This is a genomic window from Ruegeria sp. CG4, from assembly GCF_056537185.1.
The window spans coordinates 1077056-1102964 of the sequence record NZ_JBQFRB010000001.1; the positions used below are offsets into that span (position 1 = coordinate 1077056).

The following is a 25909-nucleotide window of genomic DNA, read 5'->3' on the forward strand; positions in this document are numbered from 1 at the left end:
TTTCATGACCAACAATACTGCAGATGCAATTGTCGTTGGCGGCGGTCTTGCCGGTCTGGCGGCGGCGGCGGAACTTGGCGACCGCGGCAAGAAAGTGATCATCGTTGATCAGGAGCCTGAACACTTTCTGGGCGGTCAGGCGTTCTGGAGCCTTGGCGGATTGTTCATGGTCGACACGCCCGAGCAACGCCGCATGGGCATCCGCGACTGTCAGGATCTTGCCCTGCGCGATTGGATGGGCAGTGCGCAGTTCGACCGCGACGATGACCTCTGGCCCCGCAAATGGGCCGAAGCCTATGTCGAGTTTGCCGCTGGCGAGATGCGCCCGTGGTTGCATCAGATGGGCCTGCGCTGGTTTCCTGTGGTGGGCTGGGCCGAACGTGGCGGATCTTTCGCGGATGGACATGGAAATTCGGTCCCGCGCTTTCACATTACATGGGGCACCGGACCGGGCGTGCTGGAACACTTCATCCGCCGGGTGAACGAACATGTCAGCGCCGGGTTGATCCGGTTGGAATTCCGCCATCAGGTCAGCCACATCATCATGCAGAACGGCGCGGCCAAAGGCGTTTCGGGCGAAGTTCTGGCCGACGACGACGCCCAGCGCGGTGGTAAGACCAACCGCGACGAGGTTGGCGAGTTCGAGTTCTATGCGCCATCAATCATCGTCACGTCCGGCGGCATTGGCGGCAACTTCGAAATGGTGCGCAAAAGCTGGCCACGCGAGCGTCTGGGCGCTCCGCCGCAGGACATGGTTGCGGGCGTTCCCTTTCACGTCGATGGCCGGATGATCCCGATCAGCGAAAAGGCTGGCGGGCATGTCATCAACGGCGACCGGATGTGGCACTACACCGAGGGAGTGCGGAACTGGGATCCGATCTGGCCAGCCCACGGAATCCGCATTCTGCCCGGCCCCAGTTCAATGTGGTTCGATGCCAAGGGCAACCGGATGGAACCGCCCTGCCTGCCGGGTTTCGACACTTTGGGCACGCTGCGTGAAATCCTGAAAACGGGATACGAATACAGCTGGTTTGTCCTGACCCAGAAAGTGATCAAGAAGGAATTTGCCCTTTCGGGGTCCGAGCAGAACCCGGACTTCACCTCGGGCAGTTGGAAAGAGGTGATCCGTCAACGTGTCCTATCCGGCTCAAAAGCCACCGGGCCGGTCGAGGCGTTCAAGGAAAAGGGCGAGGATTTCGTCGTTGCCAACACCCTGACCGAACTGGTGCGGGGCATGAACCATCTGGGCGATGACCTGATTGACGAAGCCCACTTGCGCGCCCAGATCGAAGCGCGGGATTCGCAGGTCGACAACCCGTTCTCGAAAGATGCACAGATGATGGCGATCCTGGCGGCGCGCAACTATCGCGGCGACCGGCTGATCCGCACGGCCAAGCCGCACAAGTTCCTTGATCCTTCAAACGGGCCACTGATCGCCGTCAAACTGCATGTTCTGACACGCAAGACGCTGGGCGGTCTGCAAACCAATCTGGACAGCCAGATGATCGGCGCAGACGGGCAGACCGTGCCCGGCCTTTTCGCCGCCGGCGAGGTCGCGGGATTCGGCGGCGGCGGCTATCACGGATACAACGCGCTGGAAGGCACGTTTCTGGGTGGCTGCATTTTCTCAGGCCGCAACGCAGGACGGTCCCGGGCCCTGGCCTGAGGATCTATTTTGCGCGGTTTAGCTGCACGACCGGTTCGCCGGCACTGTTCAGAAAATTCAGCGTGTCGCCTTTGAACGCATAGGTGGTCACGTCCTGCAGCGCCTGGAAGAACTCCCGCTCGACCTCATCCTGTGGCGGTGGGCACGCCCGCAATGTGGCTGCCATGTTGTCAGGAAAAGCGATATCGGTGCCGGCTATCTCTGCCTGACCGGAAAAGCGATTGCATCCGCCGCTGCCAGAGAAACTGCCATCTTCAGCAAATGTAATTTCGGGGAATTTGTCCGTTTCCAGAACCGCACCGTTCAGGCCCATCGCCACCCAGGTCGTCCCTTGCAAAGCTTCCGCGCCCTGTGGGCGGGCCTGCACCAGCAAAAGGTCTGCGGTGTTACCAGCGTCTCCGGTCAACACGGGATATGCGGTATCGGTGGTGAACAACAACTTGTCGCCCAGAAAAATCGATCCCCGGACGACATAGCGCATTTCATCACGGATCAGCGCGTCATCATAAGCCAGTTCATATGTCGCCGGTACGCCATCAAGGGCAAAACGCTGAGAGGCGAGCGTAAGCGCCGGGGCATCCGCACGCGAAACATCCTGCAATTGCACATAGAGGGTCGCATCGGGCGGAACCGCTATCCGTTCGCGATATGTGGCGGTTCCGGTCAGAGTTCCGGCGGAACTCTGACTGCCAAGCAGGGTCAAAAATACTGCGCAGGCGACTATGGCCTGCCCTATCCTGGGAAAAGGCATTGTTCTGTCCTTGCTTTGATACTCTAAGCAGAAAAGATTGTGCCCGGATCGGCATTTACAAGAGCAACCCGCCAAATTCGGCGGTTCCACGCCGGTCCTACAATGGCCAGATCAACGGGATCAGAAGCGAGGCCAGCAAACCAACCGTCAGGTTCAGCGGAACGCCGACCTTCAGGAAGTCGGTAAACCGATACCCGCCGGGGCCATAGACCATCATATTGGTCTGATACCCGATCGGGGTCGCAAAAGACGCAGACGCCGCCACCATGACCGCCACCACCAACGGGCGCGGATCGATGCCGACCGCCTGCGCCAGTCCGATAGCGATAGGCGTCACCACAACTGCCACCGCATTGTTCGAGACCAGCTCGGTCAGAACGGATGTCAGCAGATAGACTGCCCATATAATCAGGAACGGCGGAAGGGCACTCAGGCCCGGCGCGATCGCCTCGACAATCAGGGACACGGCGCCGGATTTGTCCAGGGCCGCTCCGATTGCCAGCATCGAAAAGATCAGGGCCAGCAACCGGCCTTCGATAAAGGAAAACGCCTCATCCGCATCGATGCATCGGGTAATCAGAACGACGGCGACCGCAAGGATCGACAACAGCAGTATCGGTGCCACACCAAGGGCAGCCAGAGCGACGATGCCCACCAGAGCGCCGATGGCAATTGGCGCGTGACTGCGCCGGAACGCCCGCGCCGAAGGTTGGGAAACATCGACCATATCCATATCCGCCGCCAGTCTCTGAATGTCCGCGGGCGCGCCCTCCAGCAGCAGGGTATCGCCCACGCGCACGATCAGATCATCCAGCTGACGTCCGATATTCTGGTTCCGGCGGTGCACGGCCAGCACGTAAACGCCATACCGGCGGCGCAGGCGCAGCGCGCCAAGGGTTCGGCCAACCATGCGGCAGCCCGGTGTGATCAGAACCTCGACCGTCTTGGTTTCGACAGCGGAAACCTGATCGACCCGCTTGAGTTCCTTGTTGCGCTGAAGGCTGAGCAACTCGGTCATCTCGGTCCGCAGAACAACGCGATCCCCGACTTTCAGGTTCACGTCCTTCAGATTTCGCCGCAGCGACTCGTCCCCCCGGATCACGTCGATCAGGCGCACTCCGGGCCGTTTGAACAGTTGCACGCCCATCACTTCGCGGTCGATCAGGTTGCTGTCAGGCGGCACCACCGCTTCGGTGAAGAACTTCATCTTCGAACGGTCGCTGAGCATCGTGGCCATACTGTCGCGTGCAGGCAGCAGGCGCGGCGCGATGAAGCGCAGGTAGACCATGCCGTAAATCACCAGAGCGATCCCCAACGGGGTCACTTCGAAGATGGTAAAGGGGGTCATTCCCTGCGCCCGGGCAACGCCGTCGACCAAAAGATTGGTCGAGGTGCCGATCAGCGTCAAGGTTCCGCCCAGAATGGCAGCATAGCTCAGCGGAATCAGCAACTTCGAAGCGGGCATGTTCAGCGTTCGTGCGATCTGTACGAACACCGGGATCATCACAACAACCACCGGTGTGTTGGACACGACGGCCGAGGCCAGAATGACGAACCCCATCAACAGGCCAATTGCTATTCGTGGATTGACCTGCGCCTGTTTCTGCGCCGTCGATGTAAAGGCGTCCAACGCCCCGGTCCTGACCAGAGCGCCCATGATGATAAACATCGCGGCGATGGTCCACGGGGCCGGGTTGGACAAGACCGCAAGCGCGCTTTGGTAGGGCAGAATGCCGGTTACCAGCATCAGTGCGACCCCACCGATGGCAACGACCTCGGTCGGATAAACTTCGCGCAGGAACATGACGAACATGCCCGCGACAATCGCAAGCGCCAGTATCGCGCTGCCGGTGTCTGTCAATTGAAGGAATTGCATTCGTGGTATTCTGTCCGAACCCTAACCCGGCCTGAGCGCCTGACATGCAGTTTCACGCATTGCTCGGGGTTGAGCAAGCCTGTCATGCACCCGGCGGGCCTGCTTGTTGCAGCCGGCCGCCCACCCGCACCATGTGAATCGACTTGGCCTGACCGTCGCGATCATCGGTTTCGACAAAAACTCCGCTTAGCGTGGCATCGCCATTCGCAGGTGTGAACCGGGCCTTGGGCATTCCGGTGATAAAACGCCTCATCGGCTCCTGCTTGTCCATGCCGATGACCGAATCGTAGTCTCCGCACATCCCGGCATCCGTCAGATAAGCCGTGCCGCCCGGCAATATCTGCGCATCTGCCGTCGGCACATGCGTGTGCGTGCCGACCACAAGGCTGGCACGCCTGTCGCAATAGTGACCCATGGCCATTTTCTCGGACGTTGCCTCGCAATGCATGTCGACAATGATGGCCTGCGCCTGCCCGCCACGCGGATGCGACTTTAGGATCGGCTCGATGGCCGAGAACGGATCGTCAAAGGGCCGCTTCATGAACACCTGCCCCAACACCTGCACAACCAGCACCTTGCGTCCACTCGGCGCGTTGAACAGACGATGCCCCCGACCGGGCGCACCCTTGGCGAAATTCACCGGCCGCACGATGCGCGATTCTTTCTCGATGAATTGCAGCATGTCTTTCTGGTCGAACGCATGATCGCCCAGTGTCAGGCAATCGGCCCCCGCATCCAGCAACAGCTTTGCGTGATCCCCTGTCAGCCCCATCCCGTTCGAGGCGTTTTCACCGTTGACCACAACAAAATCCAGCCGCCATTCGTCGCGCAGACGCGGCAGATGCTGTTGTATGGCCGCGCGTCCCGCACGGCCCATGACGTCACCCAGAAAAAGTATCCTCATTCAAACCGTCCTAAGTGTGGCATCAGGCAAGCACAAGCGGTTAAACTGTCTGCACAATCCGTCAATATACCCAACACAGGAGAATTTGTATGTTCCGCATCTTTGTGGCGATTGTTGGTCTGGCCTCGTTGGCAGCATGTGATCAGCCTTCTTCCGGCGAGTCTTCCACTCAGCTGGCCAACCCGGCCGCTACCTTTTGCGTGGAAAGCGGCGCACGGTATGAGATCCGGGACGGTGCCGACGGCCAGTCCGGCGTCTGCATTCTGGAAGACGGGCGCGAAGTCGACGCCTGGGAGTATTTCCGCGAAAACAACCCGGCCTGACGATCAATCGGAAAAGGTCAGAACGCGGCTTTCAGTGATCACCATATCCAGCGGCTGATCTGTCGGTTCCAGAGGCAACCCCTCGGCCTGCTGCGCATCAAATGCAAACCCGATCGCCAACGTCGGGCGTTTGGCGCGCAGCCCCTCCAGCGTGCGATCATAGAACCCGCCGCCATAGCCCAGCCTGCCGCCCTGCGCGTCAAAAGCAACCAATGGCACGATCAGGATCTCGGGGTCGAAGTAATCGTCGACCTCGGGCACTTTGGCGCCAAACGGCCCATCTTTCAAAACACCATCGGGGGTCCAACGGGAAAACCTCAGTGGTTGCCCCGCGGCCTGAATCACCGGAACGCCGACTGGCCCGCAGGCCGACGCCTCGGCCATTGCCGCCAGCGGGTCGATCTCGGTGCGGATCGGCATGTAGCCCGACAGCGGCACCCCGCGGTACCCGGCCAGCACCTCGGACAACCGCCCTGCCGCGCCGGGCATGCGCGTGTCAAACGCCGCCTTGCGGCGGGCGAAAGCGGCCTTTCGGGCGGCGGCCTTGATTTCTGTCAGATCGGTCGTTTCGGTCACAATAGCACCACGCTGGCAAGCCCCAGAAAGATGAAGAACCCCATGACATCCGTGGTTGTCGTCACAAAGGTTCCAGATGCCAGCGCCGGGTCAACACCCATACGGTCCAGCAAGACCGGTACTACCGTACCTGCAAAGCCCGCGATGATCATGTTCACGACCAGCGCGGACCCGATCACGACACCCAATAGCGGCGAATCGAACCACAACATGCCAACCGTGCCCAGAACGACCGCAAAACACAGACCGTTGAGCATCCCAACCAGCAACTCCCGCCGGATCACGCGCCTAACGTTCGAACCCGTCAGGTCGCGTGTTGCAAGTGCCCGCACGGCAACCGTCAGAGACTGAGTGCCCGCATTGCCGCCCATCGATGCAACGATCGGCATCAGGATCGCCAGAGCTACCAGTTGGTCGATGGCCGCTTCGAACTGCGAAATCACCAGCGAGGCACAGATGGCGGTACACAGATTCACCGCCAGCCACGGCAGTCGGCGCCTGCTGGTCGCAGCCACGCTGTCGGACAGTGAGCTTTCGTCGCTGACCCCGGCCAGACGCAGGATGTCTTCCTCGTGTTCTTCGTCCAGAACAACCATCGCATCGTCGATGGTGATTACACCCACCAGCCGCCCATCGTCATCCATGACCGGAGCCGAGATCAGGTGGTACTGGTTGAAGGCATAGGCCACATCCTCTTCGTCCTGATCGACGGGGATGGTATAGAATTCCTCTTCTGCGATGTCGCGCAGCGGAACTTCGCGCCGGGTTGCCATCAGTTTTCCCAGGGCGACCTGCGCCACCGGTTTCAGGCGGGGATCGATAAGAATGACGTGATAGAATTGCTCGGGCAGGTCGTCATTGGCGCGCATGAAATCAATGGCCTGACCCACTGTCCAATGCTCAGGCGCCATGACCACTTCGCGCTGCATGAGGCGACCGGCGGAATTTTCCGGGTAAGACAGCGCCTGCAGGGCCGCGATCCGCTCGGCATGCTCCAGCGCGCCCAGGATGGCTTCCTGCTGAGGTTCCTCAAGGTCTTCCAGCAGGTCGACGACATCGTCGCTTTCCATATCGCGGACAGCATCGGCCAGAACATCCGGGCGCAGAACGCCAATCACCTCTTCCCGAACCACTTCATCCAGTTCGGAAAGAATGTCGCCGTCGAACTCCTTGTCATACAGCCGGATCAGCCGGGCACGATCGAACGGATTGATCTGCTCCAGAAGGTCGGCGATGTCAGCCGCGTGCAGCGGCTCCATCAATTCGACGAGTTTGTCGCGATCTTCTACATCGACAGCATAAAGGATGGCTGCCACAGTCCGGCGGTCCAGCGCGTAGACATCTTCGTCCTCGGCGGACTCGGTTACGGGTTCATCAAAGCCTGTTGTCATATGCTGCCCCCGCGCATTTCCATTTGCCCCTAATTAGAAGAAGCAGCTACCGGAAAACAATGACAATGCGCCAATTTACCGGCATCTTCCGCGCGCTTATGGTGTTTCGCGGTCTCAGCCGGGCGGAGGAAAGCGGAAATGGCGCAAAAAACACTGTTGAAGGGACGTGTCCTGAGCTTTTCGGGCTCACCTTTCGAAGGTGAACCGAAAGATGCCGTCACCATCAGCGAGGCGGTCGTCATCGATGAAGGCCATATCGCGGCCGTTGGTGACACCCGGAGCCTGACAGAAGCGCATCCGGATGCCGCAATCGTCGATCACGGACAGCACCTGATCATGGCAGGGTTCGTTGACGCGCATGTGCACTATCCGCAGACAGCCATGATTGCCAGCTGGGGCAAGCGGCTGATCGATTGGCTAAACTCCTATACATTCCCCGAAGAGATGAAGTTTGGTGAAATCACCTATGCCACCGAGATCGCCAACCGGTATCTGGACCTGACGGCTGCGCATGGGACAACAACGATGTGCAGTTTCTGCACCATCCACCCGGAAAGCGTCGACGCCTTTTTCACTGCGGCGCAGCAGCGTGGACAGCGGGTCGTGGCCGGCAAGACCTGTATGGATCGCAATGCACCCGAGGGTCTGCGCGACACGGCACAGACGGCCTATGATCAGTCCGAAGCACTGCTGGAGAAGTGGCACGGCATCGACCGGCTGTCGTATGCCATTACGCCCCGTTTTTCACCAACTTCGACCCCGGAACAGCTTGAAGCCATGGGGGCATTGTGGGCCGAGCACCCACATTGCCTGATGCAGACGCACCTGAGCGAACAAACAGATGAGATCGAATGGGTCCGGACGCTGTTTCCCGACGCGCGCGACTACCTGGACACCTACGAAAAGTTCGGTCTGCTGGCCAGCCATGGCCTGTACGGTCACGCCATTCATCTTGAGCCACGGGAACGCGACCGGTTGCGCGAACTGGATGCGGCCCTGATTCACTGCCCGACCTCGAACACGTTCATAGGCTCGGGCCTGTTCGACATGGCCGGGCTGATGAAGGACGGTCACCGGGTCGGGCTGGCGACGGATACCGGCGGAGGTTCGAGTTTCTCGATGTTGCGGACAATGGCCGCAGCTTACGAGATCGGCCAGTTGCGCGGATCGCCGTTGCATGCGGCACAATTGTTGTGGCTGGCCACCGTCGGATCGGCCCGGTCGCTGCGAATGGACAATTGCATCGGCAATATCGCCCCGGGGATGGAGGCGGATCTGGTGGTTCTCGACCTGGCCTCGACCCCGGCCATTGCCCAGCGCGAAGCCTGCGCAGAAGACCTGTGGGAAGCCGTTTTCCCAACCATCATGATGGGGGATGACCGGGCCATTGCCGAGGTCCGGATTGCCGGCAAACCAGTCACGGTTTGAAGGAATACGCCTGACGGCGCATTCCTCCGGCAACGGAATTTCTGAACAGACGACGAGATCGACGCTTATCTGGCAAGCGCCCGCGCAAGTTCATTCTGGCGTTCGATCACGCGGGGCATGTCCAGCGTGGTTATGTGCCCATCTCGCACGATTTGTCTGCCTTCGACGAACAGATGTTTGACCCGAAACGGCCCCGCAAGCAGCAAGGCGGCCGGATCCCAGCTTCCCGCGCTTTCTATGCCGGATACATCCCAGATCGCGATATCGGCGCGTTTGCCCGGCATAAGCCGCCCGCAATCGGGGCGATTGAGCACGTCTGCACCGCCACGGGTTGCTATCTCGAGCGCTTCGCGGGCCGACATGGCATCCGCGCCATTCGCGACCCGCTGCAACAGCATCGCCTGCCGGGCCTCGGCCACCAGATTGCCGCCGTCATTGCTGGCCGACCCGTCAACGCCCAACGCAACCGGAACGCCCGCGTCGCGCATTGCGCGGACCGGCGCTATGCCTGACCCCAACCGGCAGTTTGAACACGGGCAATGCGCAACACCGGTGCGGGTTCGGGCAAACAGATCGATCTCGGCACTGTCCAGCTTGACGCAATGGGCGTGCCAGACGTCCGAACCGGTCCACCCCAACTCCTGCGCATACTGGCCCGGACGGCATCCGAATTGTGACTGGGAATAGGCAATGTCTTCGTCGTTTTCAGCCAGATGCGTGTGCAGCATCACGCGCTTGTCCCGTGCCAGCACCGCCGTGTCGCGCATAAGTTCACGACTGACCGAGAATGGTGAGCACGGGGCCAGACCGACGCGGCACATCGACCCTTCGGATGGATCGTGGAATTTGTCCACAACCCGGATCATGTCAGACAGAATATCCTGCTCTGCTTCGACCAACATGTCCGGCGGCAGGCCACCATCGCTCTCACCGATACTCATCGCACCGCGTGTCGGATGAAAGCGCAGGCCCAGTTCGGCGGCGGCGGCGATGGTGTCGTCCAGTCGCGCGCCATTGGGATAAAGATACAGATGATCGGAACTGAGCGTACATCCCGAAAGCGCCAGTTCGGCCAATCCGATCTGAGCAGAGACGAACATCTCTTCCGGGCCAAAGCGGGACCATATCGGGTAGAGTGTTTGCAGCCAGCCAAACAACAGCGCATCCTGACCTCCGGGAACCGCCCGGGTCAGAGTTTGGTAAAGGTGGTGGTGCGTATTCACCAGGCCGGGGGTCACGACGCAGCCCTTGGCGTCGTGCACGTCACCGGTTGTGGTAAGCCCCTGCCCCAATTCAGCAATAACGCCGTCCCGGATCAGGATGTCCGCGCCATTCAGTTCCTGCCGATCGTCATTCATTGTCAGAATGAAATCGGCATTCTTTATTAGAGTATAAGTCAATTTGTGCCCTCCTGCATCAGTCCGTCTCGTGCAAGAAGTGCATGGGCTGGCGGAAAACGGACACAAGAACCAGCCATCGGCACTGTACCGGCGGCTGCGGGTGCCATCAACAGGTTTCAGAAATTGCGAAGAATCTCCAGCGCAGAGGCGTGGATGTCCGGGTTGGCAGCCGCCAGAGCGCGGCCTCCGTTGTGGGCCGGTCTGCCCTGCCAATCTGTCACGATACCACCCGCCGCCTGAATGACGGCGATTGGCGCCTGAATGTCATAAGCGTTCAGTCCGGCCTCGATCACCAGATCAACCTGCCCTGCCGCCAGAAGGGCGTAGGCGTAACAGTCCATTCCATAACGGGTCAGTCTGGCTTGCCGAGACACCGCCTCAAACCCGGCCCGGTCTTCAGGCGTTCCAACTTCGGGAAAGGTTGTGAACACCATCGCCTGATCCAGCGATTGCGTGGACCGGGTCCTGAGCTGTCGGGTGCCTGTCGGGCCTGTGACCTGTGCCGCGTGTGCGGACCCCACGAACCGCTCACCAATATAAGGCTGGTCAATCACACCCAGGATCGGCCCGTCCTGCGTGCTCAATGCAATCAGAACGCCCCATGTCGGGGTGCCGCTGATGAACCCTCGCGTACCATCGATCGGATCAAGAACCCAGGTCCGCCCGCTGGTGCCATCGGCATGGCCGAATTCCTCGCCAAAAACGCCATCCTGCGGGCAGCGCCGGGCCAGAACGGCCCGCATCGCTTTTTCCGCCTCGCGGTCAGCGACGGTTACGGGGTCAAACCCATCAGCAAGTTTGTTGGACGTTTCAAGGTCGGACTGCCGGAAGTAAGGAAGTATGGCCGCGCGCGCCGCATCGGCCATTTCCCCGGCGATTTCCAGATCGGTTGCTGAACTTTGATACATGCGCAACCCGTGCGGTCAGCGCGTTCCGAAGTCAAGCCTGCTGATCAGGCGACGTCACTGAGAACACGCGCCAGTTCGAACAGACGACGGCGCTGGTTTTCCGGGATCGCGTAGTACGAGCGAACCAGATCCAAAGCTTCCTTATCTCCCATCAGATCGGCAGGCACCGATTTCTTCCCGGCATCTTCTTTCTGGGTTTCTTCCAGACCCTCAAAGAAAAAGCTGACCGGCACATCCAATGCTTCGGCGATGTCCCAAAGGCGCGATGCGCTGATCCGGTTGGCCCCGGTTTCGTATTTCTGGATTTGCTGAAACTTGATACCAACCTGCTCGGCCAGCTGCTGCTGGGTCATGCCAATCAGCCAGCGGCGATGCCTTACGCGTTTGCCCACATGGACATCGACGTGATGAGTCATTGGTATTCTCCTCTACTACACACACAACTGCCGGGGGTTACGCAAAAAACAAACGTGTTCGCCAACCTAGCGAGCCGCTGTTAACTATTCCCTAATTCAGGAATGTGCTCCCCCCGAAACAGCACCAGATTTCAATATCACCTCTTTTGTCTTTTTTTTCAAGAAGGTTGAATCAGTAACATCGTATAATGGTTTGTGGTTGTACAACCGCCGGTTTTGAGCGTTCTGTTTCCCGAACAGACACAATCAACGAAGCCCTATTATACATCATTCACGCGCTCTCTGGTAATTGATTGACATTCCCCCCGCATCGCTGGCCTATGCGAAAAACAAGGAGCGCGACGATGCTGGCCTTTCGCCTTCAATCCGGAGAATCAACAGCCCGGCTCTGCAACATCAACGTCCCAAAGCCGGGGCAGGACCAGGTTCGGGTCGCTATTAAAGCGTGCGGATTGAATTTTGCGGATCTGCTTATGCAGAACGGCACGTATCAGGACACGCCGGATACTCCGTTCACGTTGGGCATGGAGATCGCGGGTATTGTTGATGAAATTGGAAACAATGTCTCTCATCTGAAGCCCGGGGACCGTGTTGCGGTCTATTCAGGTCAGGGTGGATTGGCCGAGTTTGGCGTATTCGATGCCGAAAGGGCGATTCTCCTGCCCGATCAGATCAACTTCGAGGACGCTGCCGCCATTCAGATTGCATACGGCACCAGCCATATCGCGTTGGATCATCGTGCGCGCCTGCAACCCGGCGAAACCCTTTTGGTCACCGGCGCGGCGGGCGGCGTCGGCCTGACTGCCGTCGAAATCGGCAAACTGATCGGCGCGACAGTGATTGCGCAGGCCCGTGGTTCTGAAAAGCTTGCGGTGGCCCGCGCGGCAGGTGCGGATCATCTCGTGGATGCTTCCGAAGACCTGCGCGCCCGCGTCAGGGAACTGGGTGGGGCGGACGTGGTTTATGATGCGATTGGCGGCGACGTGTTCAAAGCCGCCTTTCGTGCCACAAACCCCGAAGGCCGACTGCTACCGATCGGCTTTGCGGGTGGAGAGGTTCCGCAAATTCCGGCCAACCATCTTCTGGTCAAGAACCTGACCGTGATCGGGCTTTATATCGGTGGGTATCTGAAATTCAGGCCGCAGATCGTGCGCGACAGCTTTGACACGCTGTTCCGTTGGCGCGCAGAAGGCCGGATCAAACCGCATATCAGCCACACCCTGCCACTGGAGGACGTGGAACAGGGCATGCGTTTGCTGAAAGAACGGAAATCAACCGGCAAGATCGTCATCACGATCTGAGGCCTGTCACCCGACCACGGCCTTCAATGGTGTGCCGCCCACCATGCGGAAATTCTGACGAACCAGCGACGCCAGCTCCTCGATCACCGCGCTGCGACCGGGATCCCCTCCGTAAAGGTTGATCATGTGGGCAGGCAGCTCTGGCAATGCCCCACCCGAGTCGATTTGCTGCAGATGCGCGGCCTCCGTTCCATCCAGCATTGCGTGAACGGCAAGATCGGCGCTGACGGTCGCTTCGATTGTACGGTCGTTTTCTGTTTCGACAGACAATTCCCAGGGGATACCCGCCGCGTCCAGCGCCGCAATGACCTGAGGCCGGAACAAACAGCGCCGACCAAGCGCCAAAGGCAATGGGCGCTTGCGCCACGCCGACCCGCCAGAAGCTCCAATCCAGCGCAACGGCAACTCGGCCACGGTTTCCGCACCTTCGGCCGCCGAGGCCTCGGTCGTCAGTATCAGATCACATTCGCCGCGCTTGTACATGTCCTTGAGTTGCAGCGAATAGGACGAAACCAGCTGGACGCGGACGCGCGGAAAATCTGCGTTGAAACGCTGTAGCACGCGCGGGATCGCCGGATAAACAATGTCATGCGGCACGCCCAGCACGACTTCGCCTTCGAAAGCCTGATCGGTGAGTTTCGAGATCACTTCGTCGTTCAGGGCGATCATGCGGCGCGCGTAGGCCAGCAATTGTTCGCCCGACGCCGTCAACGCGATGGTTCTGCCGCTGCGATCCAATAGCTCAAGGCCCAGAAGCTCCTCCAACCGCTTGAGCTGCATCGAAACCGCAGATTGCGTCAGGTGCAGAAAACCGGCGGCGCGTGTGACGCCGCCCTGATCGGCCACGGCAACGAAGGACCGCAAAGTGGTGATGTCCAAATTTCTCATTTCACGAATCCTGATGGTTCACGTCAAAAACATTCATTTTTAAAATGTGCCACAGTGATACATATAAATCAAGGAAGTTGATGCAAACCGCATTAATCATCACAGAGCAAGGAAAGGACAACCGTTATGACCCAAATTGCAGCATCACACGAGCACGTATGCAAACAGCCATCGAAAGGCTACAGATTGCGGGATCTTCTTGGCCTTGCCCGGCAGCGTCGTGACCTTGCCAAGCTGGATGGCAACGCACTGAAAGACATCGGTGTGACACACATCGAGGCCAGTCGCGAAGCAGCCCGCCCGTTCTGGGATGCTCCCGAAAACTGGCACAAACGCCTTTATTGACCGGTCAAGCATCGCGATCTGGCGGCAACTGAAACAATGCCGTCAGATTTGTCGAGTGTTTTAGCAGGTTTTGGGCGTAAAACTCTTGAAACATGTGCCTCACTCTCCGATATTTGCAGGGAAATCGGTCTGCAACTGCGGGCTGAACCAGAATTGCGAAGGGAGACCCTTAATGGCACAATTTGACACGATCCGGACGGCGACCGGTGCGCGCGCCGCCCAGATTGACGAGGGCCTGCGCGCCCACATGAACAAAGTCTACGGCACCATGTCCGTGGGTATGCTGATCACTTTCCTGGCTGCATGGGCCATCGCCGGCCTTGCGACCACAACTGATCCGTCTGCCGCGGCAGCTCAGCTGAGCGAGACCAAGTATCTGACGTCGCTCGGATACGCACTGTTCGCTTCGCCGCTTAAATGGGTGATCATGTTCGCTCCGCTGGCCTTCATCTTTGGCTTCAGCGCCGGGATCAATCGCCTGTCCGCAGCCGGCGCACAGACGGTGTTCTACCTGTTTGCCGCTGTCATGGGGGTATCGATCAGCTGGATTTTCCTGGTCTTCACCGGCCAGTCGATCATTCAGGTGTTCCTGATCACCGCGATCGCCTTCGCGGGCCTGTCGCTGTATGGCTACACCACCAAAAAAGACCTTTCGGCGATGGGTACGTTCCTGATCATGGGCGTGATCGGCCTGATCGTGGCGTCGATCGTCAACATCTTCATCGCCTCGTCCGCCATGGCTTTCGCCATTTCGGTCATCGGCGTTCTGATCTTTGCCGGTCTGACCGCGTATGACACGCAGAACATCAAGGCCACATACCTGCAAATGGCCCACTCGGGTGATCAGGAATGGCTGGGCAAAGCCGCCATCATGGGCGCGCTGAGCCTTTATCTGGACTTCATCAACATGTTCATGTTCCTGCTCCAGTTGTTTGGCAACCGCGAATAACGCGGCGCACAATCCAATACGAAAGGGCGGGTCCGAAAGACCCGCCCTTTTTTTTGCCGAAAGGAAGCCCATGACGATCCAGGATATCCGGCCAGATCAGGCCCATCTGATTTTACCCCTGCTACACCAGGTTCATGACCTGCATCTGGAACATCAGCCTGAAAGATACGCAGCACTGCCGCCGGATGCCGAACTGACCGACTACATCCAATCCTGGCTCATGCAGCCCAACCTGTTCACTGTCGGTTTTTTCGAACGCGACAAGCTGCTGGGTTATGCCATTTTCGAGATTTCCCGGCGCCCCGCGTCACCCTTTCACCCGGTTGATACCCGCGCTGTGCTCCACCAGATCAGCGTCGACAGGGCCGCGCGCCGCCGTGGCATCGGCACCGCGCTGCTGGAAACCGTCAAATCGCGGCTGAGGCTGGTTGGCGGAAGCGTTCTCACGGCCTCGGTCGCCAGTTTCAACGCCCCGTCCCAGGCCCTTATGGCCCATTCCGGGCTGAACCATTCTCTGACCACGATGGAATGGCGCGATCCGATCCCTCAATGAAAAAGCCCCACCGAAAAGGTGGGGCCCAATCAAATTCGTTGTCAGCCCGAGTATCAGCTACAGTTCAGAGGCACCGCAAAACCGGAGCTGCGACTGTCAGACCCTTTCCGGTACACTTCGCCAGCTGGCAGGCACCCGGTGAACCGTTCAGTGTTGGCGCCAAACGCCGCTCCTGTGGAACTGTCCACTTTTCCACCGTTGCTGGCGGTGCGCAGAACCCCGAAAAGCGTGCCGTTTACGCTGACAGTGCTCAGGTACAGGTTGTTGCCCTGGTTGGACAATTGAACAGCACTGACATCGGATTGCCCGCCATTGGCAATCGCCACACCGGCGATTTTTGACAATTCAGTCTCATCCGAGACGACCGAAACGGTCGGAATTTTTGCAAGTTCCGCGGGTACATTGGTCGCTGGCGGTGCAAATGCAACTGCGCCTTCGACTTCCGAGACCGTGCGCGGCTCACCATCAATGCCGGTAAAACCAACGCCTTGGCGGTTGAACGGGTCCTCACAGGCCGACAGGCTCAGAACGAGGGTCGAAGATAACAAGATTTTTTTCATGGCGCTCAACGTTTTGTGGCGGTTTGCTCAACCGTAGCGGCAGGTCGCCACGAAAAGCAAGACGCCGGCGATGCGATTGGGCCATATGCTGATGCTCTGCTGCAACGGCCATGGACGTGCATAGGAAAGCACAAACGCGCTTGTGAAACGTTGAAAAACAAAAAAAGGGTCCTGCTTCGCAGAACCCTTTAACTGTGTCCGGATGGACAGGCAAATTACTTGATCTTGCCTTCCTTGTACTCGACATGCTTGCGAGCGACCGGGTCGTATTTACGAATGGTCATCTTCTCGGTCATGGTGCGAGCGTTTTTCTTGGTCACGTAGAAGTGGCCCGTGCCCGCGGTCGAGTTCAGACGGATCTTGATTGTCGTCGGCTTCGCCATGGTTATCTCCTGCGTCCGAAAAGGCAGGGGCCTTTCGGTTGAATTCCTATGAGCGTGCGCTTTTACGCGCTGCACAGCCCATGTCAAGGGCTATCGCGCGCATCGAGGCAGCAGAAGGTGGGATGGCCTTATGCAGGAAGTGTCGGTGCCCCCATATAGGTATGAATCTGATTACATTCCGCGTCCGACAGCCCCAATGCGGTTGCCAGCTGACGCAGATATGACGCCTCACGCGCGTTATCCAGACGAATCGCAGCCAGAGACGTGGCGTATATCTGTGTTTTCAAAGGTCCGCCCGCAGCGGCCGCCAAGCCCATGACATCAATCGGCGCGTTCAGTTGTTCTTGAACGAAGGCCCGCTCCTCATCGCTGATGTCGTCCCCCAACTCTCCCAGAATTGTTTCTTTTTCATGGGTGTCCAGTTCACCATCCGCCTTGGCCGCCTGAATCATCGCCCGCAGCATCAGCTTGGCCTGCTCCTCCATGACGGCGCCACCGGGTGTTCCCCGGAACACGGTATCCATCATGTCCGCCGTTTGCTGGCTGCCCGATCTAGCCGCGCCCTGCATGGCGTTCATCAGACCGCCCAGCCCAGCGGCACCAGCCGGGTTTACCATACCCAGCTTGCCGATCATCTCCTGAAGTCCGGCGGCCCCGCCGGGCATGCCGAACTGCTCGGCCATCTTGCCAAGCTGGTCCATGCCAAATCCGCCCCCCGCACCCTGCATTGCATCCTGCAGGCCGGCCATACCGCCCATCTGCTTGTATTTCTCCAGTCCTTTCGCGGCAGCAAACCCTACGGCCACCGAGGCAAGTGCTTTCATGAAACTCATAATCGTCCTCCCGATTCAAAAATTACTCCTTACCGCACCTACTCAGACGGCCTTGAACCCGGCTTTCGAAATTCGTCGGACAACGGCTGGACTGTTGCGGACTGAAAACTCAGCAGACACAAGAGTATACGAAAACGAAAAACCATGTACGCGCTTGTGCATTTCCATCATTAAATTGGCGCTTTCCCGCACATGCGGAGCTTCAATTGCCCGGATCACGAATTCGTGATACCGTGCCGCCAATTCACAGACCCAAGAAGCCATCTAAGCGCTTAACGCTTGAGGCACTGAAAGCAGGCGAAACCTCTGTTAGCAGAGTTTTAAGGCATGTTTTTCTGGGGGGCTATCATGACAGAATGGACTATTCAGGGGGAAGAGCTGGCCAATTGTAACTGCAATTTCGGTTGTCCTTGCCAGTTCAGCGTACTTCCAACACATGGGAATTGCGAAGCGGTTGTCGTCTTTGACATTGAATCTGGCAAATATGGCGATACCGATCTGGCGGGCTTGCGCGCTGCCGGTGTCTATTACTGGCCCGGACCGATCCATGAAGGCGGCGGTCAGATGCAGCTTATCATCGACGAAAGCGCCAGTCCCGATCAGCGGGCGGCCCTGCAAGCGATCATGACCGGCGAGGACACCGATGAAATGGCCACCATGTGGTACGTCTACAGCGCCATGGCCCCGCAGAAACACGAAACTCTGTACCTTCCGATCGAGCTGGACTGGGATCGCGAGGAACGCAAGGGGTTCGCGAAAGTCCACGGTATCTTCGACGTCGAGGTCAACCCGATCCCGCATATCGTATCCGGAGCGCCGCACCGCGCATCCATCCAGCTGCCGAACGGGTTCGAGTACCGCCACGCGGAATCCGCCGCAGGTACGACGAGAACATCCGGGGGTGCCATAAGCCTGACATTTGATGCCACCCACGCGCACTTGGCGCATCTCAACATTTCCGGCCACGGTGTTTTGGGCGCTTAACAGGGGCGTCGCATGACACAAAACTCTGACGCACCGCCCGTGGCGGTCGCTGAGCGGTTGCTGCGACAGGACAGGCTGATCGTTCTGGTCAGTGTCTTGGTCATCGTTCTCGGGGCCTCATGGTACACGATTGCCGGGATCGGCATGAACATGTCTGCCGTCGAAATGACAAGGATGGCCCGGCCAATCGGCGAGCCCATGCAGATGCCGGTCGACCGGCCATGGAGCCTGCCCTACGCGCTGCTCATCTTTTTGATGTGGTGGGTCATGATGATCGCCATGATGACCCCAAGCGCGGCCCCTGTTGTCCTGTTGTTTCTGGCCCTCAAACGTGTCGGCGCTGACAAGGCCAATGCGGCCCGCCTCAGCTTGCTGTTCCTCGCAGGATACCTAATCGCCTGGGGGGGCTTCAGCCTGCTTGCGACACTGGCGCAATGGGGTCTTGAGCATGTCGGCCTGTCTGATGGCCCCATGATGACCGTCCGGTCAAAGGCATTTGCAGGCTGTGTCCTGATTGCGGCGGGCCTCTATCAGCTTTCATCGCTCAAATCCGCTTGTCTGCGACATTGCCAAAGCCCCGCCCGGTTTCTTGCCGAACACAATCGGCCCGGCGCATCGGGTGCGTTCAGCATGGGCGTCATTCACGGGACATTTTGTCTGGGCTGCTGCTGGGCCCTGATGCTCTTGCTGTTCGTCGGCGGCATCATGAACCTCTACTGGATTGTCGCCATCGCAATTTACGTTGCGCTGGAAAAACTTCTGCCCCGAGCCCGTTGGCTGATCCCGGCGACGGGCATCGGTTTGATTGCAACAGGTGCCTGGGTGCTGGCAAGCGCGATATCTTCCGGCACCTAGGCGCTCAAACGGCCAGGGAACCGGCCGAATTCAGGGTTCCGTCACATTGATCCCAGGAGGAGAAAATGCCTTTATTCATAACGTACGCCACCTATTCCCAATCCGGCATCAAAGGAATGCTGCAAAAGCCATCGGACCGCACCGCGCCGGTCAAAGCCCTGCTTGACAAGGTGGGCGGCAAGCTGCTGGCATTCTATATGACCACCGGATCGAACGATGTGGTTGTGATCAGTGAGGCACCTGACGGCACCGACGCAGTTGCGGTCGGAATGGCCGTCGGCGCATCGGGCGCCGTCGACAAGATAGAGACGGTCCGCGCGTGGACGGCAGAGGATTTTGTTGCCATCACGGAAAAAGCGGCAGCCCTGACCGGTGCCTACACACCGCCCGGAGGGTAAGAGGATACGCGCGGAGGGCCTGTAAGCCGGATCTTGTTCCGGGGTTGCCCCCTTCGATGACCATTCCTCTAGGCCGCACATTGCTGCGCGGCTCAAGCTGCCAACCCGGTCCCTCTCGGCCAAGACGCGCTTAGCGGCGGTATCGGCTTGCGCCGACCGGCCCGCGCTGGGACCCTATTTGGCATTGCTCCCGGTGGGGCTTGCCGTGCCGCCGCTGTTGCCAGCGGCGCGGTGGGCTCTTACCCCACCGTTTCATCCTTACCCTGCAAGCAAGGCGGTTTGTTTTCTGTGGCGCTTTCCGTCGGGTTGCCCCGCCCGGGCGTTACCCGGCACCGTTGCCTTGTGGAGTCCGGACTTTCCTCTCGGGCTTGCACCCCAGCGGCCATCCGGCCCTCCGCGCTGACGTTGGGTATGCCTTGGGGGCGGTGGCGTCAAGAGTGGTCAGGGTGCGAAGGGGCCAGCCCCTTCTTGGCCTGCGGCCAATTCAACCCCGGGATATTTTTGGCCAGATGAAGCCCGGACTTGTTCTGGGGAGACTCAGCTGATCGGCGCAAGGTCAGCGGGTGTGAGTGGACCTTTGGCCCAGGGGCGGTATCTGAGCCGAACGGCGGTGAGGAGTGTTTCGTCATCCGTGTCAGCGGTATAGCCCGCCAGGCGGGCCTTGGTGCGGAACTCTTGTGTCAACGCGTTCAGAGGGCATCTTCCCTGCCCTCGCCGCGCCGCAAGCCCCTGACGTTCAAGCCGAGGCCAGTCAAAGCGGGGGCCGGGGTCTGATTTGCGGCCCGGTGCCATGTCGGAATGCCCGATCACGCCTTGCGGCGGGATCGACCAGCGCGTCATGATTTGGGGTAACAGGTGTTCCAGCACATTCATCTGAAGGTGCGAAAAGGGATGAAAGCCTGTATTGTCCAGCTCGACCCCGATCGAGCGCGAGTTGATATCGCTTTGACCGAGCCACTCCCCTGCCCCGGCATGCCATGCGCGGTCTTCCTCGGGCACCAATTGCCAGAGGGTGCCATCATTTCCGATCAGGTAATGTGCGGAGACTTCGGCCTGCGGATCGCACAGACGTTCCAAGGCCGCCTGCGCGCTGTCCATCGCTGTGTAGTGGAGGACAACCAAAGACGGCTTCAACCCGTCGCGGCGCGGTCCGAAATTGGGGGACCGGAGCCAGATCGGCGTCAGGGGATCAGTTGCTGACGGCACTGCGGAACGGGCTTGGGTCCCAGTTGCAAGCATAGCCGTCACCGTCCGGATCAAGCCCCTGACGATCCCGCTGCGGGCCGCCATTTGACAGAAAATCGATCTGTGCCTGATCCGGGGAAGGATATTTCGCGCAGTTGCGCTGCGCCTTGGCCTGCAGGTTGAACCCCGCGCGGCTGTAAAGCTGGGTCCCCACGGGATTCGACGTGTTCAGAGCATATTGAACGATGTTGGGCTGTCCGTCCGACCCGCGCTGCGGTACGGCGGTTGGTGCGACCACCTCGTATGTCTGGCGGTTCTGTTCGATCAGGGCGGCGTCGGATTCGATGCTGCGGCGGTTGGATACGGCCGCAAAATCCTGTTCGTCGGAAATTCCCTGTGCATTGGACACCGGGATCGGAGTGGATGCGCCCTGCGGAGAAGTGCTGGCCAAGGCGGCGGCTGTCTGAGAAGCGATGTCCGCATTGGCCCCGGTCGCCACGGGTGTCACCGCACCCGGAGCGCCAAGCGGTTGTGCGGACACGTCCACCGGGCCAAGCAACGGATTACCGCCCAATCCCTGCCCGGCCAGTTCAGCCTCGCGTTGCGCCTGGTAATCAGGCGTGTTGAATCCCGTGTTGGCCACTGGTGCCACGTCGGTGCAAGCCGCCACCACGCCGATGGCGGGGATCAGAAGCAAAAAGCGCATGTGACTGCTCCGTGTCTGCTGCTCTGGTTGCCAGAGGCTTACCACCATTTCCCCGGCTTGGCCACGAAACCGGCCGCGTTTTCCAGCGCATAGGCGGTGTTGAGCAGATCGCCTTCGTCCCACGGACGTCCGATCAGTTGCAGGCCAAGGGGCAGACCTTGTGAATCCAGACCCGCAGGCACCGAAATACCGGGCAGACCGGCCAGATTCACCGTCACTGTGAACACGTCGTTCAAATACATTTGAACAGGGTCGGCTTCGGTCATCTCGCCCAGACCAAAGGAGGCCGACGGTGTCGCAGGTGTCAGAATCGCATCGATTCCGGCGGCAAACGCGTCCTCGAAATCTTTCTTGATCAGGGTCCGAACGCGGCGAGCGCGGTTGTAGTAGGCGTCATAGAAACCGGCTGACAGCACATAAGTACCAATCATGACACGGCGCTGCACCTCATGTCCGAAACCCTCGGCGCGGGTCTTTTCGTACATCTCGGTGATGCCGTCACCCTGCGCCAGTTGCGCGCGGCGGCCATAACGCACACCGTCATAACGCGCAAGGTTCGAGGACGCCTCGGCCGGTGCGATCACGTAATACGCGGGCAACGCGTATTTAGTATGCGGCAGCGAAATATCGACAATCTCGGCACCCGCTGCTTTCAGCATCTCGGCCCCTTCGGCCCAGAGCTTTTCAATCTCAGCAGGCATTCCATCCATGCGGTATTCTTTGGGGATACCGATTTTTTTGCCCTTGATGTCGCCGGTCAGCATCGCCTCAAAGTTCGGCACCGCCAGTTCGGCACTGGTCGAGTCCTTGGGATCGTGACCGCACATCGCCTCGAGCATGATCGCAGCATCGCGCACGTTCTTGGTCATCGGACCAGCCTGATCCAACGAAGAGGCAAAGGCGACGATACCCCAGCGCGAGCAACGACCATAGGTCGGCTTGATGCCGGTGATGCCGGTGAAGGCGGCAGGCTGACGGATCGAACCGCCGGTATCGGTACCGGTTGCCGCTAGGCAAAGGTCGGCAGACACGGCCGAAGCCGACCCACCGGATGAACCGCCTGGTGTCAGTTGCGCGTCGTCATTGCCGCGGCGCCAGGGGCTGACCGCGTTGCCATATACAGAAGTTTCGTTACTGCTGCCCATGGCGAACTCGTCCATGTTCAGCTTGCCCAGCATAACCGCGCCCGCATCGGCCAGTTGCTGCGAAACGGTGGATTCGTATTCCGGCTTGAAACCTTCCAGAATCTTCGAGGCCGCCTGCGAGGGCACACCCTTGGTGCAGAACAGATCCTTGATGCCAATCGGCAAGCCACACATCGACGATGCGTCGCCGCCCTTGATCCGCTCATCAGCCGCCTTGGCGCGTTCCAGTGCAATCTCGGGCGTCTTGTGGACAAAAGCATTCAAAGCATCTGCTTGATCGATTGCTTTCAGGCAGGCTTCGGTCAACTCGACTGAGGTCACGTCACCCTTGCGCAGCGCGTCTCGGGCTTCGGCCAGGCCCAGTTTGTTCAGATCGCTCATGTCTTACTCCACCACTTTGGGGACTGCGAAAAAGCCTTCGCGGGCGTCGGGGGCATTGGCCAGAACCTTGTCCTGCTGGTTTCCGTCCGTAACCACATCCTCGCGACGTTTCAGGCGCATCGGCTCAACCGAGACCATCGGCTCGACGCCTTCGACATCCACTTCGTTGAGTTGCTCGATGAACCCAAGAATGGTGTTGAACTCGGACGCCAGCGCCGGCAGCGCGTCGTCCTCGACCTTGATCCGGGCCAGTTTGGCCACCTTGGCGGCGGTGCTTTGGTCAATCGACATCGGAAAACCTCATATGCGTTAGGGGGCATTTACCCGTCTGCCGCACCGGTCGCAAGACCAACAGACTCGGCGGATGATCGAAGGTGATCATGGCAGGTCCGCAGCACCCCATTCAATTCTGAATATCTCATATGCAAAAAAGTGAACTACACGGTTCACTTTGCGTCTTGAAAAACTGAACTGCTCTGTTCACTTTCTGACATGTGCAACAGCACAAAACCCGGAGAAAGATCATGAAAACCTTCATCACCGCCTTCGTTTTGTCCGCAACTGCCGCCATTGCGCCAGCAATGGCTTCGGGCTTTGATTTCAACCCGTTGACCCGCACCCTGACCTTCCCCGAACCGGTTACCCAGCCGGTCACCAAGGACACCACAATTCGCGGAAACTAAATAGAAGAAAACGCCGGATCAGATATGGCGCGACTGATCCGGCGTTGCTGCAATTGCATGCTGCGGACCATGCGACAAGCCGCTACCATAGGGCGAAAGGACCTGCCGGGAAATCCGGCAGGTGCAGACTTGCCAGACTATGGAGCCATACATGAGCGCACAAAAACAAGCCGTCCTGGACGCAATCGACGCAGTCAACATACAAGATCCCAACCAGGATGGCGGAGAGCCGGAGGCCCTGCTCTATGGCAAGCGGATGAGCGAGGAGCTTGCGCGGCTGTTCCCCGACGCCTCTGACGCGCTGCAGATTGCGGCACGCGGTCAGCACGTGGAACGCTGGAAACTGGCGCGCAGCGAATACCCCGAAGGGCGGGCCGGTTATCTGGCTTGGCGCAAGGCGCAGGGCGTTCACCATGCCGAAGTCGTCATGGGCCTGATGGAAAAGGAAGGCTACGGCACCGATCAGATCGATGCCGCGGGCCGGATGCTGCGCAAGCAAGGCATCAAACGCGATGCCGAAGTGCAGGCCCTGGAAGACGTGATCTGTTTCGTCTTTCTCAAATGGTACTTCCAGCCCTTTGCCGCAAAACACTCGGCCGAGAAGATTCAAAGCATCGTCGAGAAAACGGCCCGAAAGATGTCTGGCGAAGGGCGCGCGCGGGTGTTGCGGGAATTCGACCTGCCCGATCATCTGGCCGATGCTTTTCGCGCCGATCAGACCTGATTTTCGGCCAGGGCCTTTCTGTAGACTTCGATCATCCAACCCAGCATCGTTGCGTTCAACAGATGCCACATAAAGTGTGTGCCCATCGGGAACTGGGCACACAGGGCCGGATCAAGCGAGCGGAACGTGATGGACAGGATCAGCAGTACTGCCCCGGCGGTCATGCCGCGCGCCAGAACAGGTTTTTTTGACCGCAACAATGCAGCATAGATCAGGATCAGCAACGGGACCGGCGCGTAGGCAGCGGACCCGCCAAGACCCGGCACAAACCGAAACAGCGGGATTGTCGCAGCCGCATAAGGTATGAAAAGCGCGGTGCCGACCAGCGCCCATCCCGGAGACATCCGCCAGATGTCGCGGTTAACCGCATAGATGTAGACCAGAATGAACAGCAGGATGGGCGTTGTATCGGCAATAGCCGCCCAAAGCTGTGCATGAGTGTGAAACAGAAAACTGCCCACTCCGATCAGGGCGAGCACTGCGACCAGCACCATCGCCAAGGGCATACCCTGCCCTCGCACCCGGAGCCACATTACCCATGCAGCAACCAGGAAGGCCGCATTGGTCAGCGCATTGACCGGTTCAGCCCAATAGGCGGGCGACAGTCGTTCGCAATAGCCATCGATTTCCTGCATCCAGTCCATGGATTTTTACATAGCCGATGCTAGGCTGAGGCCAACAGTCTGAATGGGAGGATTTTCATGAATATCATCTGGTTGGGCCACGGCAGTTTCCGCATCGAAACCAGCGGTCAGGTCTTGCTGATCGATCCCTGGCTGAGCGGTAACCCCGTCCTGCCCGAAACTCAGCATGACGCGGCGATCGAAGGGGCCACGCATATCCTGCTGACACATACCCATTTCGACCATGTGGTCGATATCCTTCCCTTGGCGAAACGCCTGGGCGTGCCGGTTGTCGGCCAATACGATCTGATGGGTTTTTGGGGCGAAACTGAAGGCATCGAAACGGTCGGGTTCAACAAAGGCGGCACGGTCGACCTGAACGGCATCAAGGTTTCGATGGTACCTGCGTCGCACAGTTCAACCTTTTCGACGCCGGAGGGGCTGCGCACCGGCGGCACCGAGGTCGGATTCATGATCGTCACCGAGGGCAAAACGCTGTATGTCTCTGGTGACACCGATATCATGGCCGACATGGACTGGATGGGCGACTATTACAAACCGGATATCGGCATTCTGTCCGCGGGCGGCCATTTCACCATGGACATGAAAGGCGCGGCTTATGCGTCCAAGCGCTATTTCAATTTTCGGACCGTGATACCCTGCCACTACAAAACCTTCCCGATCCTTGAGCAATCTGCGCAGGATCTGAAAGACGGCCTGCCCGGCGTCGATGTGATCGAGCCTGAAGTGATGCAGGCGATTAAACTATAGGTC

30 protein-coding genes and 1 other RNA gene are annotated in these 25909 nt (G+C 59.2%); 13 read left to right on the top strand and 18 right to left on the bottom strand.

The genetic code is table 11. The features are described 5' to 3' along the window. Positions 1 to 4 precede the first annotated feature (4 nt). Positions 5 to 1666, top strand: a complete 1662-nt coding sequence (locus ACR0J2_RS05340) for an FAD-binding dehydrogenase (RefSeq protein ID WP_480811882.1) — start codon at positions 5 to 7, stop codon at positions 1664 to 1666. 4 nt (positions 1667 to 1670) lie between these two features. On the opposite strand, the gene ACR0J2_RS05345 is transcribed toward ACR0J2_RS05340, so the two are convergent. The 3 genes from ACR0J2_RS05345 to ACR0J2_RS05355 all read right to left on the bottom strand — a co-directional run bounded on the left by ACR0J2_RS05345 (position 1671) and on the right by ACR0J2_RS05355 (position 5197). Next, a complete protein-coding gene (locus ACR0J2_RS05345) occupies positions 1671 to 2417 on the bottom strand; it encodes a YbaY family lipoprotein (RefSeq protein WP_480811883.1) in 747 nt (248 codons plus the stop codon). A gap of 97 nt (positions 2418 to 2514) precedes the next feature. Beyond that, positions 2515 to 4293 carry an SLC13 family permease gene (locus ACR0J2_RS05350; RefSeq protein WP_480811884.1) on the bottom strand — a complete coding sequence of 593 codons (1779 nt, stop codon included), beginning with the start codon at positions 4291 to 4293 and terminating at the stop codon, positions 2515 to 2517. An 82-nt stretch (positions 4294 to 4375) separates the two neighbouring features. Next, positions 4376 to 5197 (bottom strand): TIGR00282 family metallophosphoesterase, encoded by an 822-nt coding sequence (locus tag ACR0J2_RS05355; RefSeq protein ID WP_480811885.1) that lies wholly within the window; start codon positions 5195 to 5197, stop codon positions 4376 to 4378. A gap of 89 nt (positions 5198 to 5286) precedes the next feature. Here ACR0J2_RS05355 and ACR0J2_RS05360 point away from each other — a divergent pair, with 89 nt between their 5' ends. Beyond that, positions 5287 to 5520 (top strand): putative hemolysin, encoded by a 234-nt coding sequence (locus tag ACR0J2_RS05360; RefSeq protein ID WP_480811886.1) that lies wholly within the window; start codon positions 5287 to 5289, stop codon positions 5518 to 5520. A gap of 3 nt (positions 5521 to 5523) precedes the next feature. Here the strand turns inward: ACR0J2_RS05360 and ACR0J2_RS05365 are convergent, their stop codons facing one another. Further along, on the bottom strand, positions 5524 to 6096 hold the full coding sequence (locus ACR0J2_RS05365) for a 5-formyltetrahydrofolate cyclo-ligase (protein WP_480811887.1): 573 nt from the start codon (positions 6094 to 6096) through the stop codon (positions 5524 to 5526). Then, positions 6093 to 7487 (bottom strand): magnesium transporter, encoded by a 1395-nt coding sequence (gene mgtE, locus ACR0J2_RS05370; protein WP_170609891.1) that lies wholly within the window; start codon positions 7485 to 7487, stop codon positions 6093 to 6095. The genes ACR0J2_RS05365 and mgtE overlap by 4 nt, the downstream gene beginning before the upstream one ends. 138 nt (positions 7488 to 7625) lie before the next feature. On the opposite strand from mgtE, the gene guaD reads away from it, so the two are divergent. Then, positions 7626 to 8915 carry a guanine deaminase gene (gene guaD, locus ACR0J2_RS05375; protein ID WP_480811888.1) on the top strand — a complete coding sequence of 430 codons (1290 nt, stop codon included), beginning with the start codon at positions 7626 to 7628 and terminating at the stop codon, positions 8913 to 8915. Between the two features lie 65 nt (positions 8916 to 8980). On the opposite strand, the gene ACR0J2_RS05380 is transcribed toward guaD, so the two are convergent. From ACR0J2_RS05380 to ACR0J2_RS05390, 3 genes are all read right to left on the bottom strand, one after another. After that, positions 8981 to 10315: an 8-oxoguanine deaminase gene (locus ACR0J2_RS05380; RefSeq protein WP_480811889.1), complete on the bottom strand. Its 1335-nt coding sequence runs from the start codon at positions 10313 to 10315 to the stop codon at positions 8981 to 8983. Between the two features lie 116 nt (positions 10316 to 10431). After that, complete coding sequence (gene hisN / locus ACR0J2_RS05385) at positions 10432 to 11223, bottom strand: histidinol-phosphatase (protein WP_480811890.1); 792 nt, start codon at positions 11221 to 11223, stop codon at positions 10432 to 10434. 44 nt (positions 11224 to 11267) lie between these two features. Then, complete coding sequence (locus tag ACR0J2_RS05390) at positions 11268 to 11639, bottom strand: helix-turn-helix domain-containing protein (RefSeq protein ID WP_170609884.1); 372 nt, start codon at positions 11637 to 11639, stop codon at positions 11268 to 11270. Between the two features lie 344 nt (positions 11640 to 11983). On the opposite strand from ACR0J2_RS05390, the gene ACR0J2_RS05395 reads away from it, so the two are divergent. Then, a complete protein-coding gene (locus tag ACR0J2_RS05395; protein WP_480811891.1) occupies positions 11984 to 12940 on the top strand; it encodes an NADPH:quinone oxidoreductase family protein in 957 nt (318 codons plus the stop codon). Between the two features lie 6 nt (positions 12941 to 12946). Here the strand turns inward: ACR0J2_RS05395 and ACR0J2_RS05400 are convergent, their stop codons facing one another. Beyond that, on the bottom strand, positions 12947 to 13828 hold the full coding sequence (locus ACR0J2_RS05400) for a LysR family transcriptional regulator (RefSeq protein ID WP_480811892.1): 882 nt from the start codon (positions 13826 to 13828) through the stop codon (positions 12947 to 12949). A 126-nt stretch (positions 13829 to 13954) separates the two neighbouring features. Here ACR0J2_RS05400 and ACR0J2_RS05405 point away from each other — a divergent pair, with 126 nt between their 5' ends. The 3 genes from ACR0J2_RS05405 (at position 13955) to ACR0J2_RS05415 (ending at position 15675) form a co-directional block, all read left to right on the top strand. After that, positions 13955 to 14173 carry a DUF1127 domain-containing protein gene (locus ACR0J2_RS05405; protein WP_170682019.1) on the top strand — a complete coding sequence of 73 codons (219 nt, stop codon included), beginning with the start codon at positions 13955 to 13957 and terminating at the stop codon, positions 14171 to 14173. Between the two features lie 172 nt (positions 14174 to 14345). Next, the gene (locus ACR0J2_RS05410) at positions 14346 to 15122 is read left to right on the top strand and encodes a Bax inhibitor-1/YccA family protein (protein ID WP_170609877.1); all 777 of its coding nucleotides are present in this window, start codon (positions 14346 to 14348) and stop codon (positions 15120 to 15122) included. A gap of 70 nt (positions 15123 to 15192) precedes the next feature. Next, entirely contained in the window at positions 15193 to 15675 is a 483-nt protein-coding gene (locus ACR0J2_RS05415; protein WP_480811893.1) for an N-acetyltransferase family protein, read from the top strand. A gap of 53 nt (positions 15676 to 15728) precedes the next feature. On the opposite strand, the gene ACR0J2_RS05420 is transcribed toward ACR0J2_RS05415, so the two are convergent. The 3 genes from ACR0J2_RS05420 to ACR0J2_RS05430 form a co-directional block, all read right to left on the bottom strand. After that, complete coding sequence (locus ACR0J2_RS05420) at positions 15729 to 16235, bottom strand: hypothetical protein (RefSeq protein ID WP_480525646.1); 507 nt, start codon at positions 16233 to 16235, stop codon at positions 15729 to 15731. A gap of 215 nt (positions 16236 to 16450) precedes the next feature. Beyond that, positions 16451 to 16618: a 50S ribosomal protein L33 gene (gene rpmG, locus ACR0J2_RS05425; RefSeq protein ID WP_010441901.1), complete on the bottom strand. Its 168-nt coding sequence runs from the start codon at positions 16616 to 16618 to the stop codon at positions 16451 to 16453. A 128-nt stretch (positions 16619 to 16746) separates the two neighbouring features. Next, positions 16747 to 17451, bottom strand: a complete 705-nt coding sequence (locus ACR0J2_RS05430; RefSeq protein WP_321252040.1) for a DUF533 domain-containing protein — start codon at positions 17449 to 17451, stop codon at positions 16747 to 16749. 348 nt (positions 17452 to 17799) lie between these two features. Between ACR0J2_RS05430 and ACR0J2_RS05435 the strand changes: the two genes are divergently transcribed. The 3 genes from ACR0J2_RS05435 (at position 17800) to ACR0J2_RS05445 (ending at position 19688) form a co-directional block, all read left to right on the top strand. Further along, a complete protein-coding gene (locus ACR0J2_RS05435; RefSeq protein WP_480811894.1) occupies positions 17800 to 18435 on the top strand; it encodes a DUF1326 domain-containing protein in 636 nt (211 codons plus the stop codon). 12 nt (positions 18436 to 18447) lie between these two features. Further along, positions 18448 to 19290, top strand: a complete 843-nt coding sequence (locus tag ACR0J2_RS05440) for a DUF2182 domain-containing protein (protein ID WP_480811895.1) — start codon at positions 18448 to 18450, stop codon at positions 19288 to 19290. A 65-nt stretch (positions 19291 to 19355) separates the two neighbouring features. Next, positions 19356 to 19688 (top strand): GYD domain-containing protein, encoded by a 333-nt coding sequence (locus ACR0J2_RS05445; RefSeq protein WP_170609866.1) that lies wholly within the window; start codon positions 19356 to 19358, stop codon positions 19686 to 19688. A gap of 6 nt (positions 19689 to 19694) precedes the next feature. Here the strand turns inward: ACR0J2_RS05445 and rnpB are convergent. The 5 genes from rnpB to gatC form a co-directional block, all read right to left on the bottom strand. After that, positions 19695 to 20086, bottom strand: an RNA gene (rnpB, locus tag ACR0J2_RS05450) — RNase P RNA component class A. A gap of 139 nt (positions 20087 to 20225) precedes the next feature. Beyond that, positions 20226 to 20927: an N-acetylmuramoyl-L-alanine amidase gene (locus ACR0J2_RS05455; RefSeq protein WP_480811896.1), complete on the bottom strand. Its 702-nt coding sequence runs from the start codon at positions 20925 to 20927 to the stop codon at positions 20226 to 20228. Next, complete coding sequence (locus tag ACR0J2_RS05460; RefSeq protein WP_170816665.1) at positions 20878 to 21579, bottom strand: hypothetical protein; 702 nt, start codon at positions 21577 to 21579, stop codon at positions 20878 to 20880. Before ACR0J2_RS05460 ends, ACR0J2_RS05455 begins: the two co-directional genes overlap by 50 nt. A gap of 38 nt (positions 21580 to 21617) precedes the next feature. Next, on the bottom strand, positions 21618 to 23105 hold the full coding sequence (gene gatA, locus ACR0J2_RS05465) for an Asp-tRNA(Asn)/Glu-tRNA(Gln) amidotransferase subunit GatA (protein ID WP_480811897.1): 1488 nt from the start codon (positions 23103 to 23105) through the stop codon (positions 21618 to 21620). A gap of 3 nt (positions 23106 to 23108) precedes the next feature. Continuing rightward, positions 23109 to 23396 carry an Asp-tRNA(Asn)/Glu-tRNA(Gln) amidotransferase subunit GatC gene (gatC, locus tag ACR0J2_RS05470; RefSeq protein ID WP_170325838.1) on the bottom strand — a complete coding sequence of 96 codons (288 nt, stop codon included), beginning with the start codon at positions 23394 to 23396 and terminating at the stop codon, positions 23109 to 23111. Positions 23397 to 23629: 233 nt separating this feature from the next. Between gatC and ACR0J2_RS05475 the strand changes: the two genes are divergently transcribed. Beyond that, entirely contained in the window at positions 23630 to 23788 is a 159-nt protein-coding gene (locus ACR0J2_RS05475) for a hypothetical protein (protein WP_480811898.1), read from the top strand. A 151-nt stretch (positions 23789 to 23939) separates the two neighbouring features. Then, positions 23940 to 24512 (top strand): DUF4202 domain-containing protein, encoded by a 573-nt coding sequence (locus ACR0J2_RS05480; RefSeq protein WP_480811899.1) that lies wholly within the window; start codon positions 23940 to 23942, stop codon positions 24510 to 24512. Here ACR0J2_RS05480 and ACR0J2_RS05485 read toward each other — a convergent pair. Continuing rightward, the gene (locus ACR0J2_RS05485) at positions 24503 to 25156 is read right to left on the bottom strand and encodes a ceramidase domain-containing protein (RefSeq protein WP_480811900.1); all 654 of its coding nucleotides are present in this window, start codon (positions 25154 to 25156) and stop codon (positions 24503 to 24505) included. The two genes, ACR0J2_RS05480 and ACR0J2_RS05485, sit on opposite strands and share 10 nt — an antisense overlap. A gap of 57 nt (positions 25157 to 25213) precedes the next feature. Here ACR0J2_RS05485 and ACR0J2_RS05490 point away from each other — a divergent pair, with 57 nt between their 5' ends. Next, positions 25214 to 25906 carry a metal-dependent hydrolase gene (locus tag ACR0J2_RS05490; RefSeq protein WP_480811901.1) on the top strand — a complete coding sequence of 231 codons (693 nt, stop codon included), beginning with the start codon at positions 25214 to 25216 and terminating at the stop codon, positions 25904 to 25906. Positions 25907 to 25909 lie beyond the last annotated feature (3 nt).

What these genes read in the sequence shown, in the direction of transcription:
- hisN (WP_480811890.1), bottom strand. Translation starts at nt 11,223, where the DNA reads ATGTATCAAAGTTCAGCAACCGATCTGGAAATCGCCGGGGAAATGGCC.
- ACR0J2_RS05490 (WP_480811901.1), top strand. Translation starts at nt 25,214, where the DNA reads ATGAATATCATCTGGTTGGGCCACGGCAGTTTCCGCATCGAAACCAGC.
- ACR0J2_RS05475 (WP_480811898.1), top strand. Translation starts at nt 23,630, where the DNA reads ATGAAAACCTTCATCACCGCCTTCGTTTTGTCCGCAACTGCCGCCATT.
- gatC (WP_170325838.1), bottom strand. Translation starts at nt 23,396, where the DNA reads ATGTCGATTGACCAAAGCACCGCCGCCAAGGTGGCCAAACTGGCCCGG.
- ACR0J2_RS05345 (WP_480811883.1), bottom strand. Translation starts at nt 2,417, where the DNA reads ATGCCTTTTCCCAGGATAGGGCAGGCCATAGTCGCCTGCGCAGTATTT.
- ACR0J2_RS05460 (WP_170816665.1), bottom strand. Translation starts at nt 21,579, where the DNA reads ATGCGCTTTTTGCTTCTGATCCCCGCCATCGGCGTGGTGGCGGCTTGC.
- ACR0J2_RS05420 (WP_480525646.1), bottom strand. Translation starts at nt 16,235, where the DNA reads ATGAAAAAAATCTTGTTATCTTCGACCCTCGTTCTGAGCCTGTCGGCC.
- ACR0J2_RS05485 (WP_480811900.1), bottom strand. Translation starts at nt 25,156, where the DNA reads ATGGACTGGATGCAGGAAATCGATGGCTATTGCGAACGACTGTCGCCC.
- guaD (WP_480811888.1), top strand. Translation starts at nt 7,626, where the DNA reads ATGGCGCAAAAAACACTGTTGAAGGGACGTGTCCTGAGCTTTTCGGGC.
- ACR0J2_RS05410 (WP_170609877.1), top strand. Translation starts at nt 14,346, where the DNA reads ATGGCACAATTTGACACGATCCGGACGGCGACCGGTGCGCGCGCCGCC.
- mgtE (WP_170609891.1), bottom strand. Translation starts at nt 7,487, where the DNA reads ATGACAACAGGCTTTGATGAACCCGTAACCGAGTCCGCCGAGGACGAA.
- ACR0J2_RS05480 (WP_480811899.1), top strand. Translation starts at nt 23,940, where the DNA reads ATGAGCGCACAAAAACAAGCCGTCCTGGACGCAATCGACGCAGTCAAC.
- rpmG (WP_010441901.1), bottom strand. Translation starts at nt 16,618, where the DNA reads ATGGCGAAGCCGACGACAATCAAGATCCGTCTGAACTCGACCGCGGGC.
- ACR0J2_RS05455 (WP_480811896.1), bottom strand. Translation starts at nt 20,927, where the DNA reads ATGCTTGCAACTGGGACCCAAGCCCGTTCCGCAGTGCCGTCAGCAACT.
- ACR0J2_RS05405 (WP_170682019.1), top strand. Translation starts at nt 13,955, where the DNA reads ATGACCCAAATTGCAGCATCACACGAGCACGTATGCAAACAGCCATCG.
- ACR0J2_RS05395 (WP_480811891.1), top strand. Translation starts at nt 11,984, where the DNA reads ATGCTGGCCTTTCGCCTTCAATCCGGAGAATCAACAGCCCGGCTCTGC.
- ACR0J2_RS05360 (WP_480811886.1), top strand. Translation starts at nt 5,287, where the DNA reads ATGTTCCGCATCTTTGTGGCGATTGTTGGTCTGGCCTCGTTGGCAGCA.
- ACR0J2_RS05440 (WP_480811895.1), top strand. Translation starts at nt 18,448, where the DNA reads ATGACACAAAACTCTGACGCACCGCCCGTGGCGGTCGCTGAGCGGTTG.
- gatA (WP_480811897.1), bottom strand. Translation starts at nt 23,105, where the DNA reads ATGAGCGATCTGAACAAACTGGGCCTGGCCGAAGCCCGAGACGCGCTG.
- ACR0J2_RS05350 (WP_480811884.1), bottom strand. Translation starts at nt 4,293, where the DNA reads ATGCAATTCCTTCAATTGACAGACACCGGCAGCGCGATACTGGCGCTT.
- ACR0J2_RS05340 (WP_480811882.1), top strand. Translation starts at nt 5, where the DNA reads ATGACCAACAATACTGCAGATGCAATTGTCGTTGGCGGCGGTCTTGCC.
- ACR0J2_RS05390 (WP_170609884.1), bottom strand. Translation starts at nt 11,639, where the DNA reads ATGACTCATCACGTCGATGTCCATGTGGGCAAACGCGTAAGGCATCGC.
- ACR0J2_RS05355 (WP_480811885.1), bottom strand. Translation starts at nt 5,197, where the DNA reads ATGAGGATACTTTTTCTGGGTGACGTCATGGGCCGTGCGGGACGCGCG.
- ACR0J2_RS05445 (WP_170609866.1), top strand. Translation starts at nt 19,356, where the DNA reads ATGCCTTTATTCATAACGTACGCCACCTATTCCCAATCCGGCATCAAA.
- ACR0J2_RS05415 (WP_480811893.1), top strand. Translation starts at nt 15,193, where the DNA reads ATGACGATCCAGGATATCCGGCCAGATCAGGCCCATCTGATTTTACCC.
- ACR0J2_RS05400 (WP_480811892.1), bottom strand. Translation starts at nt 13,828, where the DNA reads ATGAGAAATTTGGACATCACCACTTTGCGGTCCTTCGTTGCCGTGGCC.
- ACR0J2_RS05430 (WP_321252040.1), bottom strand. Translation starts at nt 17,451, where the DNA reads ATGAGTTTCATGAAAGCACTTGCCTCGGTGGCCGTAGGGTTTGCTGCC.
- ACR0J2_RS05435 (WP_480811894.1), top strand. Translation starts at nt 17,800, where the DNA reads ATGACAGAATGGACTATTCAGGGGGAAGAGCTGGCCAATTGTAACTGC.